Raw genomic sequence first — 19,038 nt, forward strand, 5'->3', positions numbered from 1 at the left:
GGGTGCGGTCCTGCTGCTCGGCGTGCTGCTGGCCGGAGCCGCGCCGCTCATCCCGCTGGCCGTCCTGGTCTACCGGTACGAACCCGAGTTGCTGCCGCTGTTCGCCGTGCCCCTGGCGGTGCTGGTGGCGGCCTGGCGGATCGCCCGGGACCGCGCCCGCGACCAACTGACCGACCCGCTGACGGATCTGCCCAACCGTCAGGCCCTGCTTTTGGCTGCCCAGGAGGCGATCGCGGAGTGTGGTCAGGGCTACAGCGTCGGTCTCATCCTGCTCGACCTCGATCGCTTCCGATCACTCAACGACACACTAGGTCATACGGCCGGTGACCGACTGCTGGTTCACATCGCCCGCCGACTGCACCGGGCCCTGCGCTCCGGCGGACCGGCCGGCAGCGCCACCCGGGAGTCCATCGACGACGTCTTCGCCGGCCTGCCCCGGCACTACCGCCGAGGCCGCCCGATGGTGGCCCGGATGGGCGGCGACGAGTTCGCCGTCCTGCTGCCCGGCATCAACTGCCCGGACAGCCTGGAGCGGGTCGCCAAGGCGCTGATCGCCGAACTGGCCGCCCCGATCCGGCTGGACGGGCTGCTGCTCGTCCTGGAGGCCAGCGGCGGCGTCTGCGTCTACCCGCAGCACGCCCAGGACGCCGAGGCCCTGCTGCGCCGGGCCGACGTCGCGATGGGCCACGCCCAGCGCGGACACTGCGGCGTCGCCCAGTACGACGAGACCCAGGACGCCGACACGCCGTACCGGATCGGGCTGTTGGGGGACCTGCGCCGGGCACTGGAGACCGGCGAGGTGCAGCTGCACTACCAGCCGAAGGTGGCCTTCGACGGCCGGGTGGTCGGCCTGGAGGCCCTGCTGCGCTGGGAGCGCCCCGGCCAGGGGAAGGTCCCGCCGGACGAGTTCGTCGGGCTCGCCGAATCCAGCGGCCTGATGCCCCGGCTCACCGACTACGTGCTGGAGGCGGCCGTCGGCCAGCTCGCGTACTGGCGCGACCAGGGCCTCCAGGTGCAGGTCGCGGTCAACGTCTCGCCGCGCGACGTGCTCAACCCCGGCTTCGCCCAGCGGGTCGCCGGCCACCTCGTGCGCCACCAGGTGCCGGCCCACGCGCTCCAGCTGGAGATCACCGAGCGGCTGCTGCTGGACGACTCCCGGCGGGCCGCCGACACCCTGGCCGAGCTGCGCGGCTACGGCGTCGGGATGTCCCTGGACGACTTCGGCACCGGGCACTCCTCGCTGGTGCGGCTGCGCAGCCTGCCGGTCGGCGAGCTGAAGATCGACCGCTCCTTCGTCTCCCGGATGGTCGCCGACGACCACGACGCGGCGGTGGTCCGCTGCTCGGTGGAGCTCGCCCACTCGCTGGGCCTGACCGTGGTCGCCGAGGGCGTCGAGGACGACGAGACCTGGGAGCGGCTGCACTGCATGGGCGTGGACGCCGTCCAGGGCTGGCTGGTGTCGGCCGCGCTGCCGGCCGAGCAGGCCACCGCCTGGCTGCGGGTGCACCGCACCGGCGCCCCGCCGGTGGAGCGGCTCGGCCTGCCGCCCCAGCTGCCCGCGGGCTTCCCGTCGGTCCCGAACGCCAAGCCGATCGCCCCGCCGGCCAGACCGCCGGTGCTGCCGCCGACACTCCCGCCGGTCCGGCCGCCGGTCATCCCGCCCACGCTGCCGCCGGTGGCCCAGGTGGTGCAGGCCGCGCACCGGGAGATCAAACCGCAGGGCTGGGCCCGCACCCGGCCGCAGTAGCCCGCCGGAGGTCGCGGTCCGGCCCCGGGGAGGGCCGGTGACGGGCGCCGCGGCTCACTCGTTGGCCGGGGCGGGGGACGGGCCCCATAGGATGGGGTCCAAAGACCACGAGGACGGAGCGCCGGAACCGGCTGCTCCTGCCCGGGCCCGGCACCGCCCGCAAGGCACAGCCGGGTCTCACCAGAACTCACCCTGAGGATCGCTGCATGCCTGGCATCACGCGCGAGGAGGTCGCCCACCTCGCCCGGCTGTCGCGTCTTGAGCTGAAGCCCGAAGAGCTGGACCACTTCGCCGAGCAGCTCGACGTGATCATCGGCGCGGTCGCCCGCGTTTCCGAGGTCGCCGGACAGGACGTCCCGCCGACCTCCCACCCGCTGCCGCTGACCAACGTCATGCGTGCGGACGAGGTCCGGCCGTCGCTCACCCCGGAGCAGGCGCTGTCCGGCGCCCCCGCCGCCGAGGAGCAGCGTTTCCGTGTGCCGCAGATCCTCGGGGAGGACTGACCGAGATGACCGAGCTGATTCCCACTCCCATCATCAAGTGGACCGCCGCCGAGACCGCGGGCGCCATCGCCAAGGGCGAGGTGTCCGCCGTCGAGGTCGCGCAGGCCCATCTGGACCGCATCGACGCCGTCGACAAGAAGGTCAACGCCTTCCTGCACGTCGACACCGAGGGCGCGCTGGCCGCGGCCAGGGCCGTCGACGAGAAGCGCGCCAAGGGCGAGGAGCTGGGCCCGCTGGCCGGCGTCCCGCTCGCGCTCAAGGACGTCTTCACCACCAAGGGCATCCCGACCACCTGTGGCTCGAAGATGCTCGAAGGCTGGATCCCGCCGTACGACGCCACGCTGACCAGCCGTCTCAAGGACGCCGGCGTGGTCATCCTCGGCAAGACCAACATGGACGAGTTCGCGATGGGCTCCTCCACCGAGAACTCCGCGTACGGCGTGACCGGCAACCCGTGGGACCTCTCCCGCATCCCCGGCGGCTCCGGCGGCGGTTCGGCCGCCGCGCTGGCCGCCTTCGAGGCCCCGCTGGCGATCGGCACCGACACCGGCGGCTCGATCCGCCAGCCCGGCGCCGTCACCGGCACCGTCGGCGTCAAGCCGACCTACGGCTCGGTGTCCCGCTACGGCCTGGTCGCGTTCTCCAGCAGCCTGGACCAGGGCGGTCCGTGCGCCCGCACCGTGCTGGACGCGGCCCTGCTGCACGAGGCCATCGCCGGGCACGACCCGCTGGACTCCACCTCGATCGACGCGCCGGTGCCGGCCGTGGTCGAGGCAGCGCGGATGCGCGACATCCGCGGCATGCGGATCGGCGTCGTCAAGGAGTTCGCCGGCGAGGGCTACCAGGCCGGCGTGATGCAGCGCTTCAACGAGTCGGTGGAGCTGCTGCGCGAGCTGGGCGCCGAGGTCGTCGAGGTCTCCTGCCCGTCCTTCACCCTGGCGCTGCCGGCGTACTACCTGATCGCGCCGTCGGAGTGCTCCTCCAACCTGGCCCGCTTCGACGCGATGCGCTACGGCCTGCGGGTCGGCGACGACGGCTCGCGCTCGGCCGAGGAGGTCACCGCGCTGACCCGCGAGGCCGGCTTCGGCGACGAGGTCAAGCGCCGCATCATCCTGGGCACCTACGCGCTGTCCTCGGGCTACTACGACGCCTACTACGGCTCGGCCCAGAAGGTCCGCACGCTCATCTCGCGCGACTTCGACGCGGCCTTCGCGGGCGTGGACGTCCTGGTCTCGCCGACCACGCCGACCACCGCCTTCCCGATCGGCGAGCGCGCCGACGACCCGATGGCGATGTACCTGGCCGACCTGTGCACGATTCCGTCGAACCTGGCGGGCAACGCGGCCATGTCGCTGCCGGTCGGCCTGGCCCCGGAGGACAATCTCCCGGTCGGCCTCCAGATCATCGCACCCGCGATGGCGGACGACCGCCTGTACCGCGTGGGCGGCGCCGTCGAGGCCGCACTCAACGACAAGTGGGGGCACACCCTGCTGGAGGAGGCACCGGCACTGTGAGCAAGATCGAGAAGACCAAGGGCTCCGGCTCCCTGAAGGGCTTCAAGCACTCCAAGCCCGGTCTGTGGCTGTCCATCGGCACCAGCGCGTTCGGTGCGATCTCCGTGGCCAAGGACGTCCGCAAGGCCCGCGAGGAGAGCGACACCCTCAAGCTGGTCAACGCCCTGGTCGGCGCCGCCGCGCTGGTCACCGGCACCGCCCTGCTGGTGCGCGAGCTGCGCCGGCTGGGCTCCGACGACGTGCTGCTGGGCTGAGCTGAGCTAAGCGCCCTGGCCCGGCCCCCGCGCGACGCGGTGGCCGGGCCCGTACCTCCCAAGCTTCAAGTGAGAAGGGACGCTGTGAGCGTCATGAACCTGGTCTCCTACGAGGACGCTCTCGCGTCGTACGACCCGGTGATGGGCCTTGAGGTCCACGTCGAGCTGGGCACCAAGACCAAGATGTTCTGCGGTTGCTCGACCGAGCTGGGTGCCGAGCCGAACAGCCAGACCTGCCCGACCTGCCTGGGCCTGCCGGGTTCGCTGCCGGTGGTCAACGCGGTCGGCGTGGAGTCGGCCGTCAAGATCGGCCTGGCGCTGAACTGCGAGATCGCCGAGTGGTGCCGGTTCGCGCGGAAGAACTACTTCTACCCGGACATGCCCAAGAACTTCCAGACCTCGCAGTACGACGAGCCGATCGCCTTCAACGGCTACCTCGACGTGCAGCTGGAGGACGGCTCGACCTTCCGGGTGGAGATCGAGCGCGCCCACATGGAGGAGGACACCGGCAAGTCCAGCCACGTCGGCGGGGCCACCGGTCGCATCCACGGCGCCACCCACTCGCTGCTCGACTACAACCGGGCCGGCATCCCGCTGATCGAGATCGTCACCAAGCCGATCGTCGGCGCCGGCGAGCGCGCCCCCGAGGTCGCCAAGGCGTACGTCGCCGAGCTGCGCGAGGTGATCCGTTCGCTCGACGTCTCCGAGGCCCGGATGGACAAGGGCCAGATGCGCTGCGACGTCAACCTGTCGCTGCGCCCGAACGGCACCGAGACCTTCGGCACCCGCTCGGAGACCAAGAACGTCAACTCGCTGCGCAGCGTGGAGCGGGCCGCCCGGTTCGAGATCCAGCGGCACGCCACCGTGCTGACCGACGGCGGCACCATCGTCCAGGAGACCCGCCACTTCCACGAGGAGAACGGCTCCACCACCTCGGGCCGGATCAAGGACAACGCCGAGGACTACCGCTACTTCCCCGAGCCGGACCTGGTGCCGGTGGCCCCCGCCCGCGAGTGGGTCGAGGAGCTGCGCGCCGGTCTGCCCGAGCTGCCGCGGGTGCGCCGTGCCCGGCTGCAGGCGGAGTGGGGCCTGTCCGACAAGGACATGCAGTCGGTGCTCAACGCCGGTGCGGTGAGGCCGATCCAGGAGACCATCGCGGCCGGTGCCCCGGCCGACCAGGCCCGCAAGTGGTGGATGGGCGAGCTGGCCCGTCGCGCCAACGAGACCGGCACCGAGCTGAGCGAGCAGCCGATCACCCCGGCGCAGGTCGCCCGGGTCGCCGCGCTGGTCGCCGAGGGCAAGCTCAACGACAAGCTGGCCCGCCAGGTCATCGAGGGCGTGCTGGCCGGCGAGGGCGAGCCGGACGAGATCGTCGAGAAGCGCGGCCTGGCCGTGGTCTCGGACGACTCCGCGCTGGGTGCCGCCGTGGACCAGGCCATCGCCGAGAACGAGGCGATCGCCGCCAAGATCCGCGACGGCAAGGTCCAGGCCGTGGGCGCGCTGGTCGGCGCGGTCATGAAGGCCACCCGCGGCCAGGCCGACGCCGCCCGCGTGAAGGACCTGATCTTGGAGAAGCTGGGTGCGGCCTAGGCTATGGACCCTGCCTTCCTAAGGCATCTAAGGCATCTAAGGCCCTCTAAGTAAGGCCTAAGGCCCCGTCTCACCTATGTATCTGGGTGAGGCGGGGCCTTAAACCGTTTTTGGCGACCGATCTAAGGCATCCGGGCCCCGGAAGATGCGGCACGCTCCCGATGCGGCACCCCCCACTGGCGGAGGAAGCTCTTACCTGTCAGCAAGACGGAGTGGAAAACCCGAGGGGGAACCGGAAATGATCGAGTACCAGACCTTCCAGCAACAGGCCCACGAGCTCGTGGCCCGCGCCGAGCACGAGCGCCTGGTGCGCGAGGCCAAGGAGGCCCGCCGACTGCGGCAGCGTCCGGTGGCCGCCCGCTTCCAGCGGCGCCCCGTGCGTCGGCCCGAATGCTGACGGTGCGGCACCACGGCGGTGCCGAAGGAGCTCCGGAGGGGGAGACGCTCACCAGCGTCTCCCCCTCCGGGCATTCGGGTCCTTCGACCCGTTCGCCAGGGGAGATAACCCCTCGGCCGGGCCCCACCGGCTATGGCATGCTCGCCTCCATGCAGCAGACATCGGTCAGCCCCGTCTTCGTCGGCCGCGGCAGCGAGATCACCGAGCTGACCGACGCGCTGCGCCGCGCCGGCACCGGCAGCCCGCAGGCCATCCTGATCGGCGGGGAGGCGGGGGTCGGCAAGACCCGGCTGCTGGAGGAGTTCCTGGAGCGGGCGGCCGCCCGCGGGGCGGTCACCTCGCTCGGCAGTTGTCTGGAGGTCGGCGCCGAGGGCCTGCCGTACGCGCCGCTGGCCGCCGCGCTGCGCCGGCTGCACCGCTCGCTGGGCCCCGAACTGGAGGCCGCCGCGGCCGGCAGCGAGAGCCACCTCGCCCTGCTGCTCTCCGAGTTCGGCGAGGTGGACGGCGAACCCAACGACGAGTACAGCCGGGCCCGGCTGTTCGAGCACACCGCGAGGCTGTTCGAGCGGCTCGGCGCGGAGCGTACCCTCGTCCTCGCCGTCGAGGACCTGCACTGGTCCGACCGCTCCACCCGTGAGCTGCTCGCCTTCCTGGTGCGCACCCTGCACCGGTCCCGGGTGCTGCTGGTCGCCACCTACCGCACCGACGACCTGCACCGCCGGCACCCGCTGCGCCCCTTCCTCGCCGAGCTCGAACGGCTGCGCACCGTCCAGCGGCTGGAGCTGGCGCGGTTCGACCGCCGCGAGGTGGCCGCCCAGCTGGCCGGCATCCTCGGCACCACCGTCCCCGACCGCCAGCTGGTGGACCGCATCCACCGCCGCTCGGAGGGGAACCCGTTCTTCGTCGAGGAGCTGGCCACCGCCTTCGAGGACGGCTGCGGAGCCGGGCTGACCGACTCGCTGCGGGACATCCTGCTGGTGCGGGTCGAGGGCCTGGACGAGGAGGCCCAGCGGGTGGTGCGGATCGCCGCCGAGGGCGGCTCGCACGTCGAACACGCCCTGCTGGCCGCCGTCCTGGACGACGACGAGGAGGCGCTGATCGAGGCGCTGCGGGCGGCCGTCGGCGCCAACATCCTGCGTCCGGACAGCGAGGGCGAGGGCTACCGGTTCCGCCACGCGCTGGTCCGCGAGGCGGTCTCGGACGACCTGCTGCCCGGCGAACGGCACCGGATCAACCGCAAGTTCGCGCTCGTCGTGGAGGCCCAGCCGCAGCTCGTCCCGGGCGACGCGCTGGCCGCCCGGCTGGCCAACTACTGGTACCACGCGCACGATCCGGCCCGCGCCCTGCCGACGGCCCTGGACGCCGCCCGCGCGGCCCGCCGCCGCAACGCCTTCGCCGAGCAGCTCGGGATGCTGGAACGGGCCCTGGAGCTGTGGGACCTGGTCTCCGAGGAGGTGCTGGCGCACACCCTGCGCCCGTACGACTGGGCCGAGACCTACCCGCCGGGCTCCTGCGACCACAGCGCCGCGGACGAGGACTGCGACCGGATCCAGCTGGTCGACGTGCTGGCCGAGGCGGTGGTCGCGGCCCGGCGCTGCGGCGACCGGGAGCGCGGCCTGAGCCTGGCCAAGCGCGGGCTGCGGCTGGTCGACGAGGCGGAGCACCCGGTGCGCGCGGCCTGGTTCCGGATCAACCGGGCCCGGATGCTGGGCAGCCTGCGCCGCTCCGGCGACGAGGAGGAGATCGCGAACGCGCTGCGGCTGGTGGAGCACCTGCCGCCGACCGCGGTCCAGGCCGAGGTGCTCGCGCTCGGCGCCGGGACGGCGATGCTCAAGAAGCCGACCGCGGAGGCGATCGAGCTGGCCGAGCGGGCGATCCGGATCGCCGAGGAGGTGGGCGCCCACTCGGTCGAGGTGCACGCCCGGATGACCCTCGGCGGCCTGCGCTACGACGTGCACGGCGACGCCGAGGGCGGGCTCGCCGAGCTCGCCGGGGCGGTCGAACGGGCCCGCCGGCTGGGCGTGCCCGACCTGCTGCTGCGCGGCATCAACAACCTGGCCAGCATGCAGCGCGGACTGGGACACCCCGAGGACGCGGTCCGACTGGCCCGGGAGGGCCTGGAGTTCGCGGACGGCAACGGCCTGCTGCGCAACATCGGCGCCATCCTGACCGGCAACCTGGTCGAGGCGCTGACCGACCTCGGGCGGGTCCGGGAGGCCGCCGAGGTGCTGGCCGGCTACGAGGCGGCCAGCCCGACCGGCACCCACGCCGAGTTCCTGGACCGGATGCGCGGCGAACTCGCCCTGCTCAAGGGGGACCTGGCCACCGCGGGGACCATGCTGGCGCAGGCCCGGGCGGCCAACCGGGTCGGCCAGGTCCAGCACAGCGTGCCGATCAGCCGGCTGGCGGTGCGGCTCGCGGCGCTCGGCGGCCGGCCGCTGGAGGCCCGGGCCGAAGCGCTCGCCGTGCTGGAGGAGGACGGCCGGCTCGGTCACGAGTCCGACGTCTACCCGCTGCTGGCCGAGGCCGCGACGGTGGAGGCGGACAGCCGGGGCCTGCCGCAGGCCGGGGCGGGCCGGCCGGGGGCGCTGGCCGCGATCGCGGCGGCCGCCGCCGAGCTGCGTCCCCGGGCCCCGCTGCACCACGGCTGGGCCCGGCTGCTGGAGGCCGAACTGGCCCGCGCCGAGGGGGCGGACACTCCGGAGGTCTGGGCCGCCGCGGTCGAGGCGCTGCGGCCGACCGGCCTGCCGTACCCGCTGGCACAGGCCCTGCTGCGGGCCGGCGAGGCCGAGGTGCAGGCCGGCCGGCGCGAGGCCGGCGCCGAACTGCTGCGCGAGGCGGCCGAACTGGCGGCCGTCCGGGACGACCGGCTGCTCGGCGGGCAGATCGCCGCGCTGGCCGAGCGGGCCGGGCTGAGCCTCGCCCCGGCCGAGCGGTCGGCCGCGGTGCCGGCCCAGGCCGCCGGGGACTCCTTCAACCTCACCCCCCGTGAGCGGGACGTGCTCCGCCTGCTCGCGCGCGGCTGGACCAACCGGCAGATCGCCGAGGAGCTGTACATCTCTCCGAAGACCGCGAGCGTGCACGTCTCCAACATCCTCGGCAAGCTCGCGGTCGGCGGCCGGGGCGAGGCGGCCGCACTGGCGCACCGGCTGCGGCTGTTCCCGGACGATCTGGCCTCCTCGGGCCGCTGAGCAGGGCCCCACGGCGGCCCCGGACCGGTTCCGACCGGTCCGGGGCCGCCGTTCGTCCGTCCTGGAACCGGTGTTCGGGCGCCGCCGCGTGCTCCCGTGCGCGCCGCGTGAGCCCCCGCCCGCGCGCCGCCGCCAACCGGGCCGATCCGTAGGAATCGGGGGCATTTCCCCACCCTTTCGCCATTACTCTAAGTTGAGTGTGCGTGTCATTGAGTGACGGGATTGGTGTAGGGTCCATTTTGGGAGCATCGGTACGGTGCGGCGACCGGCAGGCCGCCCACCCCCTGGGCCACCGTCCTGACGGGGCGCCAGGCCACCGCGTACGTCCGAGAGGTGCGCGGCCGGTGGTCCGTGGCCGGGGCGCGAGGCCCCGGGCCGGAGGGGGAGAGGCCGAGTGAGCTCCACCGAAACGGTGCTGCCCGGAACCGGACGGCCGGAGGCACCGCACACCGACACGTCCGCCGCCGACGTGCCCGCGCCCGCCCGCCGCAGCCCGCTGTGCCGGCTCCGGGCCAGCCGCACCCTGCCCGGGTTCGTCCTGGGCGCACTCTGCCTGGCCTACGCCGCGGGCGCCGCCGCCGGCTGGGGATCACACCAACTGTCCGTCTTCATGGGCGACTTCGGACTGGCCGCGGCGGCCCTGGCGGCCGCGCTGTCCTGTCTGGTGTACGGCTGCACGATCGGCGGGCACGCCCGGCCGGCCTGGCTGCTGTTCGGCCTCTCCTCGCTCATGGTCGCCTTCGGCAACGGCACCTGGGGCTGGTACGAGCTGGTCGTGCGCACCGCGCTGCCCCGGGACTCGCTCGCCGAGTACGCCTTCCTGCTCTTCGCCCCGCTCGCCATCACCGGCGTCCTGGTGCTCGCCCAGCACCCGCGCACGGCGGCCGGCTGGCTCTGCCTGCTGCTCGACGGCTGGCTGATCGCCGGCTCGCTGTTCACCCTCAGCTGGAGCCTGGCACTCGGCCGGATCGCGGCCGGCGAGGACGGCTCACCGCTGCGCCTGGCCCTCAACCTGGCCTACCCGGTGCTGGACATCCTGCTGGTCAGCCTGGTGGTCGGGCTGCGCTTCGGCGGACGGGACGGCAACCGGGCGGCGGTGCACACGGCGATGGTGGCGCTCGCCGTCACCGTCACCTGCGACGCCCTGTTCACCTCCCCGGAACTGCGCAGCAACTACCACTCGGGCGAACTGCTGGACGCCGGCTGGTTCGCCGGCAGCCTGCTGCTGGCCTGGGCGCCGTGGTCGCCGCGCTGGCGCCGCCCGCTGCGCGAGCACCCCTCGGCCGGCGGCCTGCCGCACCGCCGGGTGGCCACCACCTTCAGCGCGCTGACCCCGTACGCGGCCGCCGCGGTCTGCACCGCCGGAATCCTCTACAACGCCCTCGGCGGACGGGAGTTGGACCGCGTGGTGGCCGCGGCGGCCTGCACCGTCGGGCTGGCGCTGATCCTCCGGCAGGGCGTGATGCTCCTGGACAACCTGTCGCTGGCCCAGGAACTCGCCCACAAGGAGGCGCACTTCCGCTCCCTGGTGCAGGGCTCCAGCGACGTCATCATGATCGCCGGCGCCAACGGCGTGCTCTCCTACGTCTCCCCGGCCGCGCTCGGCGTCTACGGCCGGGACCCGGAGCAGCTGGTCGGCGGCAACCTGCTGGACCTGGTCCACCCCGAGGACGTCGGCCGGGTGCTCGCCGAGGTCCGCCGCTACCTCGCCAGGGTCCGGCTCACCACCCACCGCAGCCCCGGCGGCGCCGAGCTCTCCGCCCGGGTCGAGTGCCGGATCAGCTCCGGCGCCGGCGAGTGGCTGCACGTCGAGTCCACCGTCAGCAGACATCGCGACGGCCTGCTGCTCAACAGCCGGGACGTCACCGAACGCGTCATGCTCCAGGCCCAGTTGCAGCACAACGCCTTCCACGACCCGCTCACCGACCTGCCCAACCGGGCGCTGTTCACCCAGCGGCTGCGGGCCGCCCTCGGCGCCCGCGGCCAGCAGGGCGGGACGGGCGCCGGGATCGCGGTGCTCTTCCTCGACCTGGACGGCTTCAAGGCGGTCAACGACACCGCCGGGCACCAGGTCGGCGACGAACTGCTGGTGCAGGCCGCCCGCCGGCTCCAGAGCGCCGTCCGCTGCGGGGACACCGTCGCCCGGTTCGGCGGCGACGAGTTCGCCGCGCTGGTCTGCGGCCCGCTCGGCCGCCTCCAGGTCCAGGAGCTGGCCGAGCGGCTGCGCCTCGCGCTCTCCGAGCCGTACTGGATCGGCGGTGCCGAACTCGGCGTCGCCGCCAGCATCGGCATCGCCTTCGGCACCCCCGAGCGCGGCCCGGCGGCCGACCCCAGGGTCGCCGCCGACGAGCTGATGCGCAACGCCGACCTCGCGATGTACCGGGCCAAGTCCGAGGGCAAGGGCCGGGTGGTGCTCTACACCCCCGCGATGCGGGCCGACCTGGAGCGCCGCACCGAACTGGAGGAACGGCTGCGGATGGCGGTGAGGGAGGGCGGTTTCACGCTGCTCCACCAGCCCGTGGTGGACCTGCGCAGCGGCGCGGTGACCGGCGTCGAGGCGCAGGCCCGCTGGCGCTCGGTGGGCGGCCTGCTGCTCACCCCGGCCGAGTTCCTGCGTTCGAGCGAGCACGGCGACGCGGCCACCCGGTTCTCCCGCTGGCTGGTCCTGGAGGCGGTCAGCGCGGCCGTCGAGCGGCGCACCCTGCCGGGCCGGGGCCGCGGCGCGCCGGAGCCCGTCCCGGTGGCCGTCCGGCTCTCCGTGGAACGGCTCTGCTCGCCCGGCCTGTACGAGACGGTGGCCGCGGCGCTGCGCGACAGCGGGCTGCCGGCCGACGAGCTGGTGATCGAGGTGGCCCGGATGGGCCCGGACTCGCTCGCCGACGAGCTCGGCCGCCGGCTCTCCGCCCTGCGCGGGCTGGGCGTCTCCACCTGGCTGGCCGGGTACGGCGCCGGCGGCGGCTCGCTCGGCGCCCTCGCCCGGCTGCCGCTGGACGGGCTCAAGCTGGACCGCACGCTCGTCCAGGACCTCGGCGAGTCCGCGCTCAGCCGCACCCTGGCCGGGCACGTGCTGCGGCTCGGCCGCGACCTCGGGATGGCCACCGCCGCCGAGGGGGTGGACCTGCCCCGCCAGGTCTCCGCGCTGCAGGAGCTGGGCTGCGGGCAGGCCCAGGGCTCGGCCTTCGCCCCGCCGCTGGACGAGCCCCGGCTGCGCCGGGCGCTGGCCCGCCGCGGCTACCCGCTGCCCGCGCCGGCGGGCCCGGTCCCGGCCCGCCGCGCGTACCCTCCCGCCGCCGACGACACCCGGACGAGTGGCCGCACGAGCGGCCGCACGGACGCCGCGCCGGGACGTGGCGCACATCACCATGGCGGCTCTGACCTGCCCGAACACCGTGCCGTCACTGGTCCGCCGGGGGGTCCGCATGGCGAGACGGTCGTCCCACCTGCTTGACATGCCGCCCCGGACGGGAGGAAGGTCGTTGCCATGCGCACCCGAATTCTCGTACTTGGCGGGCGCGTCGGCTGAGTGGGCTCGTACGCCCTGCTCGTGACAGACCGACGCGCCACCCCTCGCATGCCCTTGGGCACGAGGGGTTTTTTGTTGCACTGACGCTGTTCCACCTCCGCAAGACCCCTGGCCTCGGCCGCCCGAGCATGTCCGACTTGTCGGATCGAGCGGGACGATTGAGGCAGAGCCGGCGCTCGGCCCGGACCGGGACCCCACCCTCGCAGCACCGGGGCCCGCAGCACCTGGTCGGCAAATCCCGAGAAGAGACAGGCAGATGACTGAGCACGCCGCATCCCCCCGCCGCGGGGACAACCCGGCCGCCAACGCTCCCGCTCCCCAGCACGTCGTCGAGACCATGACCGGCGCCCAGTCGCTCATCCGTTCCCTGGAGGCCGTGGGCGCGGACACCGTCTTCGGCATTCCGGGCGGGGCCATCCTTCCCGCGTACGACCCCCTGATGGACTCCGTCAAGGTGCGCCACATCCTGGTCCGCCACGAGCAGGGCGCCGGTCACGCCGCCACCGGCTACGCCCAGGCCACCGGCCGGGTCGGGGTCTGCATGGCGACCTCCGGCCCGGGCGCGACCAACCTGGTCACCCCGATCGCCGACGCCTACATGGACTCGGTGCCGGTCGTCGCGATCACCGGCCAGGTCTCCTCCAAGGCGATCGGCACCGACGCCTTCCAGGAGGCGGACATCTGCGGCATCACGATGCCGATCACCAAGCACAACTACCTGGTCACCGACCCGGCCGAGATCCCCCGGGTGATCGCGGAGGCCTTCCACATCGCCGCCACCGGCCGCCCCGGCCCGGTCCTGGTCGACATCGCCAAGGACGCGCTCCAGGCGACCACCACCTTCCGCTGGCCGGTCGAGACCGCGCTGCCCGGCTACCGCCCGGTGACCAAGCCGCACGCCAAGCAGATCCGCGAGGCCGCGAAGATGCTGGTCGGCGCCAAGCGTCCGGTGCTGTACGTCGGCGGCGGCGTGCTCAAGGCGCAGGCCACCGCCGAGCTGCGGATCCTCGCCGAGCTGACCGGCGCCCCGGTGGTCACCACCCTGATGGCGCTCGGCGCCTTCCCGGACAGCCACCCCCAGCACCTGGGCATGCCCGGCATGCACGGCTCCGTCCCGGCCGTCACCGCGCTCCAGAAGGCGGACCTGCTGTTCACCCTCGGTGCCCGCTTCGACGACCGCGTCACCGGCAAGCTGGACGGCTTCGCCCCCGGCGCCAAGGTCGTCCACGCGGACATCGACCCGGCCGAGATCGGCAAGAACCGCCCGGCGGACGTGCCGATCGTCGGCGACGCCCGCGAGGTGCTCGCCGACCTGATCGTCGCCGTCCAGGCCGAGTTCGACGCCGGCCACCGGGGCGACTACACCGAGTGGTGGGAGCGGCTCGACGAGTGGAAGAAGACCTACCCGCTCGGCTACGAGCCGGCCCCGAACGGGCAGCTCTCGCCGCAGCAGGTCATCGAGCGGATCGGCCGGCTGGTCGGCCCCGAGGCGATCTACGCCGCGGGCGTGGGCCAGCACCAGATGTGGAGCTCGCAGTTCATCCAGTTCGAGAAGCCGGGCACCTGGCTCAACTCGGGCGGCGCCGGGACGATGGGCTACGCCGTTCCCGCGGCGATGGGCGCCAAGGCCGGCCGCCCGGAGAGCGCGGTCTGGGCCATCGACGGCGACGGCTGCTTCCAGATGACCAACCAGGAGCTGGTCACCTGCGCCCTGAACGACATCCCGATCAAGGTCGCGGTCATCAACAACGGCTCGCTGGGCATGGTCCGGCAGTGGCAGACGCTGTTCTACAACCAGCGCTACTCCAACACCGTGCTGCACTCCGGCCCCGGCCACGACGGCATCGAGCCGCCGGCCCAGGGCACCCGGATCCCCGACTTCGTCCTGCTGTCCGAGGCGATGGGCTGCGTCGGCCTGCGCTGCGAGCGCCCCGAGGACCTCGACGCGGTCATCAAGCAGGCGATGGAGATCAACGACCGCCCGGTGGTCATCGACTTCATCGTCCACCAGGACGCCATGGTCTGGCCGATGGTCGCGGCCGGCACCAGCAACGACGAGATCCAGTTCGCCAAGGGCGTGCGCCCCGACTTCGGCGACGACCTCGACTGACCAGCCCCTGCAGTTTCCAGAACGACTGAGGAATCCCATGTCCAAGCACACCCTCTCCGTCCTGGTCGAGAACAAGCCCGGCGTGCTCGCCCGCATCGCCGCCCTGTTCTCCCGTCGGGGCTTCAACATCGACTCCCTCGCCGTCGGCTCGACCGAGCATCCGGACGTGTCCCGGATGACGATCGTGGTCAACGTCGAGGACCTCCCGCTGGAACAGGTCACCAAGCAGCTCAACAAGCTCGTGAACGTGATAAAGATCGTCGAACTCGACCAGTCCGCTGCGATCCAGCGGGAACTGGTCCTGGTGAAGGTCCGCGCCGACAACGAGACCCGGTCGCAGATCGTCGAGATCGTCCAGCTGTTCCGTGCCAAGACCGTCGACGTGTCGCCCGAAGCGGTGACCATCGAGGCCACCGGCAGTTCGGACAAGCTGGAGGCCATGCTCCGGATGCTGGAGCCTTACGGCATCAAGGAGTTGGTCCAGTCCGGCCTGGTCGCCATCGGCCGCGGCGCGCGTTCCATCACGGACCGCTCGCTGCGCGCCCTGGACCGCAGCGCGTAAACAGCGCCGTCTCAAACCCTGACGCAAAGACCCAAACCCCCGCCGCGTGCGCATACGGTGAGCACCGCGTACCCGGCAACCATCACGCAAGGAGATGTGCCCCCGTGGCCGAGCTGTTCTACGAAGACGACGCCGACCTGTCCATCATCCAGGGCCGCAAGGTCGCGGTCATCGGCTACGGAAGCCAGGGCCACGCCCACGCGCTGTCGCTGCGCGACTCCGGCGCCGACGTCCGGGTCGGCCTGAAGCCGGAGTCCACGTCCCGCGCCAAGGCGGAGGAGGCCGGCCTGCGCGTCGTCACCCCGGCCGAGGCGGCGGCCGAGGCCGACGTCATCATGATCCTGGTGCCGGACCCGATCCAGGCCGACGTCTACGAGGCCGACATCGCCCCGCACCTGAAGGCCGGCGACGCCCTGTTCTTCGGCCACGGCCTGAACATCCGCTTCGGCTTCATCAAGCCCCCGGCGGACGTCGACGTCTGCATGGTCGCCCCGAAGGGCCCGGGCCACCTGGTCCGCCGCCAGTACGAGGAGGGCCGCGGCGTCCCCGCGATCGTCGCGGTCGAGCAGGACGCCTCGGGCAACGCCTTCGCCCTGGCGCTGTCGTACGCCAAGGGCCTGGGCGCCACCAAGGCCGGCGTCATCAAGACCACCTTCACCGAGGAGACCGAGACCGACCTGTTCGGCGAGCAGGCCGTTCTCTGCGGTGGCACCGCCGCCCTGGTGAAGGCCGGTTTCGAGACCCTGGTCGAGGCCGGCTACCAGCCGGAGATCGCCTACTTCGAGTGCCTGCACGAGCTGAAGCTCATCGTCGACCTGATGTACGAGGGCGGCCTGGAGAAGATGCGCTGGTCGGTCTCCGAGACCGCCGAGTGGGGCGACTACGTCACCGGCCCGCGGATCATCACCGACGCCACCAAGGCCGAGATGAAGAAGGTCCTCGCCGAGATCCAGGACGGCACCTTCGCCAACACCTGGATCGCCGAGTACAAGGCGGGTCTGCCCAAGTACAACGAGTACAAGAAGGCCGACGAGAACCACCTGCTGGAGACCACCGGCAAGAAGCTGCGCTCGCTGATGAGCTGGGTCAACGAGAAGGCCTGACCCCCTTCCGGGCCGTTCTCCGGGCCCGGTTTTGTTACCTCGTTGTACAAGTAGGCTGCTCTCGTCCGGGTGATTTCGCCGGACGGGAGCGGCCCGCTGTCCAGCCCGTCGATACACTCCGAGTGCGCGTCAGGCCCACAGCGTCGTGCGTCTACCTACGCGGCATGCCACCTTCCCCCGCCCTCCACGCCACCTACGTGCCCGGGGGAACCGGACAGCTAAGGACCCACTGTCGTGAGCACTGTGACATCCAAAAGCGCCGTAGTTCTGATCGCCGAAGAGCTCTCGCCCGCCACCGTCGACGCCCTCGGCCCCGACTTCGAGATCCGCCACTGCAACGGCGCCGACCGCACCGAGCTGCTCACCGCGATCGCCGACGTCGACGCGATCCTGATCCGCTCCGCCACCAAGGTCGACGCCGAGGCGCTGGCCGTCGCCCGCAAGCTCAAGGTGGTCGCCCGGGCCGGTGTCGGCCTGGACAACGTGGACGTCTCCGCCGCCACCAAGGCCGGCGTGATGGTCGTCAACGCGCCGACCTCCAACATCGTCACCGCCGCCGAGCTCGCCTGCGGTCTGCTGATCTCCGTCGCCCGCAACATCGCGCCGGCCAACGCCGCGCTCAAGCAGGGCGAGTGGAAGCGCAACAAGTACACCGGCGTCGAGCTGAGCGAGAAGACCCTCGGTGTCGTCGGCCTCGGCCGGATCGGCGTGCTGGTCGCCCAGCGGATGTCCGCGTTCGGGATGAAGATCGTCGCGTACGACCCCTACATCCAGGCCGCCCGCGCCGCGCAGATGGGCGTCAAGCTGGTCACCCTGGAGGAGCTGCTGGAGGTCTCGGACTTCATCACCGTCCACCTCCCCAAGACCCCGGAGACCATCGGCCTGATCGGCGACGAGGCGCTGCACAAGGTCAAGCCGACCGTCCGCATCGTGAACGCCGCCCGCGGCGGCATCGTGGACGAGGAGGCGCTGGCGAGCGCGCTGCGCGACGGCCGGGTGGCCGGCGCCGGCCTGGACGTGTACGCCAAGGAGCCGTGCACCGACTCCCCGCTGTTCGCCTTCGACAACGTGGTCGCCACCCCGCACCTGGGCGCCTCCACCGACGAGGCGCAGGAGAAGGCCGGCATCGCGGTCGCCAGGTCGGTGCGCCTCGCGCTGGCCGGCGAGCTGGTGCCGGACGCGGTGAACGTCCAGGGCGGCGTGATCGCCGAGGACGTCCGCCCGGGCCTGCCGCTCGCCGAGAAGCTCGGCCGGATCTTCACCGCGCTGGCCGGCGAGGTGGCCGTCCGCCTCGACGTCGAGGTCCGCGGCGAGATCACCCAGCACGACGTGAAGGTGCTCGAACTGTCCGCCCTGAAGGGCGTGTTCGAGGACGTGGTGGCGGAGACGGTGTCCTACGTCAACGCCCCGCTGTTCGCCCAGGAGCGCGGCGTCGAGGTCCGGCTGACCACCTCCAGCGAGAGCCCCGAGCACCGCAACGTGATCACCGTCCGCGGCACGCTCGGGGGCGGCGAGGAGATCGCCATCTCCGGCACGCTGGCCGGCCCCAAGCAGACCCAGAAGATCGTCGGCGTGGACGCCTTCGACGTGGACGTGGCGCTCACCGACCACATGGCCTTCTTCAAGTACGAGGACCGCCCCGGCGTGGTCGGCGTGCTCGGCCGCCACCTCGGCGACGCGGGCATCAACATCGCCGGCATGCAGGTCGCCCGCGACGGCGGCAACGCGCTGGCCTCCATCACCGTGGACACCGAGATCCCGCAGGAGGTGCTGTCGGCCATCGCCGCCGAGATCGGCGCCCACTTCGCGCGCTCGGTCGACCTGGGCTGACCCTCCCGGCTCCAGCAGGGCCCGGACCGCCGTTCGAACGGCGGTCCGGGCCCTGCTGCGTTCTCCCGGGTGACGCCCGTCTCAGATACTAGGAAATCCAAGTATTCGTGCAGACACGGCCGGGGCGCGGCCGTACCGTGGAAGGGCCATACGGTGTGCCGCCCCTGTAGCCAGGGTGTGCGGCCCGTGTGCGCGTGCGCCTTCACGAGCAGGCGATCCCTGCTCCCGCGCTCCCTCCCCCTCTTCGCGCCCGCCCTCCGCGGCGCCGCTTCCAAGGAGCCCGGTATGTCGCCGACCGCCGCCGACCGTCACGCCACGTCCGCCCCCGCCACCGCCCCCGTCCGTGCCCCGCGCCGCCGCCGGGCCGCCGAGCGGAACCCCTTCGCGGCGGCCGCCCTGCAGCGCTCGCTGGACCGCCGGGACAACGGCGGCGTGACCGGCCACCACTGACCGGCCCCGCCCTCGGGTGACCGCCGCCGCTGTCCGGCGGCCGGCCCCGCCGTCGGGCCGGGTGCCGGCCGGCGTTCATCGGCCGAATGGGCCGTACGGGCGCTCGGGATGTCACCCAGTAGAGTGCAACCCCGCTCCGTCCGAGGGAAGTTGCTCGTCCCCATCGGCGCGATCATCCTAATTTGGGGCTCTCGGAGGGGTGATCGACGTTCGCGTGGGCGGGCGTCAGCGACACGGAGTGCGGATCAGTCCCCCTGCCGGGGG

Annotated in this window: 13 protein-coding genes; all 13 read left to right on the forward strand. The window is 72.7% G+C overall.

The window, feature by feature from the left end; translation table 11 throughout:
• The coding region (locus tag ACIQOV_RS01935; RefSeq protein ID WP_401043789.1) for a putative bifunctional diguanylate cyclase/phosphodiesterase at positions 1-1,747 on the forward strand (1,747 nt) is incomplete at its 5' end.
• Between the two features lie 206 nt (positions 1,748-1,953).
• Complete coding sequence (gene gatC, locus ACIQOV_RS01940; RefSeq protein WP_030057414.1) at positions 1,954-2,250, forward strand: Asp-tRNA(Asn)/Glu-tRNA(Gln) amidotransferase subunit GatC; 297 nt, start codon at positions 1,954-1,956, stop codon at positions 2,248-2,250.
• Between the two features lie 5 nt (positions 2,251-2,255).
• Positions 2,256-3,764 (forward strand): Asp-tRNA(Asn)/Glu-tRNA(Gln) amidotransferase subunit GatA, encoded by a 1,509-nt coding sequence (gene gatA, locus ACIQOV_RS01945; protein WP_401043792.1) that lies wholly within the window; start codon positions 2,256-2,258, stop codon positions 3,762-3,764.
• Positions 3,761-4,018, forward strand: a complete 258-nt coding sequence (locus ACIQOV_RS01950) for a hypothetical protein (RefSeq protein ID WP_359901541.1) — start codon at positions 3,761-3,763, stop codon at positions 4,016-4,018. The genes gatA and ACIQOV_RS01950 overlap by 4 nt, the downstream gene beginning before the upstream one ends.
• A gap of 84 nt (positions 4,019-4,102) precedes the next feature.
• On the forward strand, positions 4,103-5,608 hold the full coding sequence (gene gatB, locus ACIQOV_RS01955; RefSeq protein WP_401043795.1) for an Asp-tRNA(Asn)/Glu-tRNA(Gln) amidotransferase subunit GatB: 1,506 nt from the start codon (positions 4,103-4,105) through the stop codon (positions 5,606-5,608).
• A 238-nt stretch (positions 5,609-5,846) separates the two neighbouring features.
• The gene (locus ACIQOV_RS01960; protein ID WP_158077676.1) at positions 5,847-6,005 is read left to right on the forward strand and encodes a hypothetical protein; all 159 of its coding nucleotides are present in this window, start codon (positions 5,847-5,849) and stop codon (positions 6,003-6,005) included.
• Between the two features lie 149 nt (positions 6,006-6,154).
• Positions 6,155-9,196 carry an AAA family ATPase gene (locus tag ACIQOV_RS01965; RefSeq protein ID WP_401043799.1) on the forward strand — a complete coding sequence of 1,014 codons (3,042 nt, stop codon included), beginning with the start codon at positions 6,155-6,157 and terminating at the stop codon, positions 9,194-9,196.
• A 496-nt stretch (positions 9,197-9,692) separates the two neighbouring features.
• Positions 9,693-12,644: a putative bifunctional diguanylate cyclase/phosphodiesterase gene (locus ACIQOV_RS01970; RefSeq protein WP_401043807.1), complete on the forward strand. Its 2,952-nt coding sequence runs from the start codon at positions 9,693-9,695 to the stop codon at positions 12,642-12,644.
• 331 nt (positions 12,645-12,975) lie between these two features.
• Positions 12,976-14,829, forward strand: coding sequence for an acetolactate synthase large subunit (locus ACIQOV_RS01975; protein ID WP_401043802.1), 1,854 nt, complete (start codon positions 12,976-12,978; stop codon positions 14,827-14,829).
• A gap of 37 nt (positions 14,830-14,866) precedes the next feature.
• The gene (gene ilvN, locus ACIQOV_RS01980; RefSeq protein ID WP_049657946.1) at positions 14,867-15,391 is read left to right on the forward strand and encodes an acetolactate synthase small subunit; all 525 of its coding nucleotides are present in this window, start codon (positions 14,867-14,869) and stop codon (positions 15,389-15,391) included.
• A gap of 104 nt (positions 15,392-15,495) precedes the next feature.
• Positions 15,496-16,494 (forward strand): ketol-acid reductoisomerase, encoded by a 999-nt coding sequence (ilvC, locus tag ACIQOV_RS01985; protein ID WP_401043804.1) that lies wholly within the window; start codon positions 15,496-15,498, stop codon positions 16,492-16,494.
• A 243-nt stretch (positions 16,495-16,737) separates the two neighbouring features.
• Entirely contained in the window at positions 16,738-18,324 is a 1,587-nt protein-coding gene (serA, locus tag ACIQOV_RS01990; protein ID WP_401043809.1) for a phosphoglycerate dehydrogenase, read from the forward strand.
• A gap of 285 nt (positions 18,325-18,609) precedes the next feature.
• Entirely contained in the window at positions 18,610-18,774 is a 165-nt protein-coding gene (locus ACIQOV_RS01995) for a hypothetical protein (protein WP_380554397.1), read from the forward strand.
• The last annotated feature ends 264 nt before the right edge of the window (positions 18,775-19,038 follow it).

Origin of the sequence: Kitasatospora sp. NPDC091257, assembly GCF_044757675.1 — a bacterium.
In the GTDB taxonomy this organism is placed as follows: domain Bacteria; phylum Actinomycetota; class Actinomycetes; order Streptomycetales; family Streptomycetaceae; genus Kitasatospora; species Kitasatospora lactacystinica.

Bases quoted from the DNA above. Each gene is read 5' to 3' on its own strand.
- gatC (WP_030057414.1), top strand. From the start codon at position 1,954: ATGCCTGGCATCACGCGCGAGGAGGTCGCCCACCTCGCCCGGCTGTCG.
- gatA (WP_401043792.1), top strand. From the start codon at position 2,256: ATGACCGAGCTGATTCCCACTCCCATCATCAAGTGGACCGCCGCCGAG.
- ACIQOV_RS01960 (WP_158077676.1), top strand. From the start codon at position 5,847: ATGATCGAGTACCAGACCTTCCAGCAACAGGCCCACGAGCTCGTGGCC.
- ACIQOV_RS01965 (WP_401043799.1), top strand. From the start codon at position 6,155: ATGCAGCAGACATCGGTCAGCCCCGTCTTCGTCGGCCGCGGCAGCGAG.
- ACIQOV_RS01975 (WP_401043802.1), top strand. From the start codon at position 12,976: ATGACTGAGCACGCCGCATCCCCCCGCCGCGGGGACAACCCGGCCGCC.
- ilvN (WP_049657946.1), top strand. From the start codon at position 14,867: ATGTCCAAGCACACCCTCTCCGTCCTGGTCGAGAACAAGCCCGGCGTG.
- ACIQOV_RS01995 (WP_380554397.1), top strand. From the start codon at position 18,610: ATGTCGCCGACCGCCGCCGACCGTCACGCCACGTCCGCCCCCGCCACC.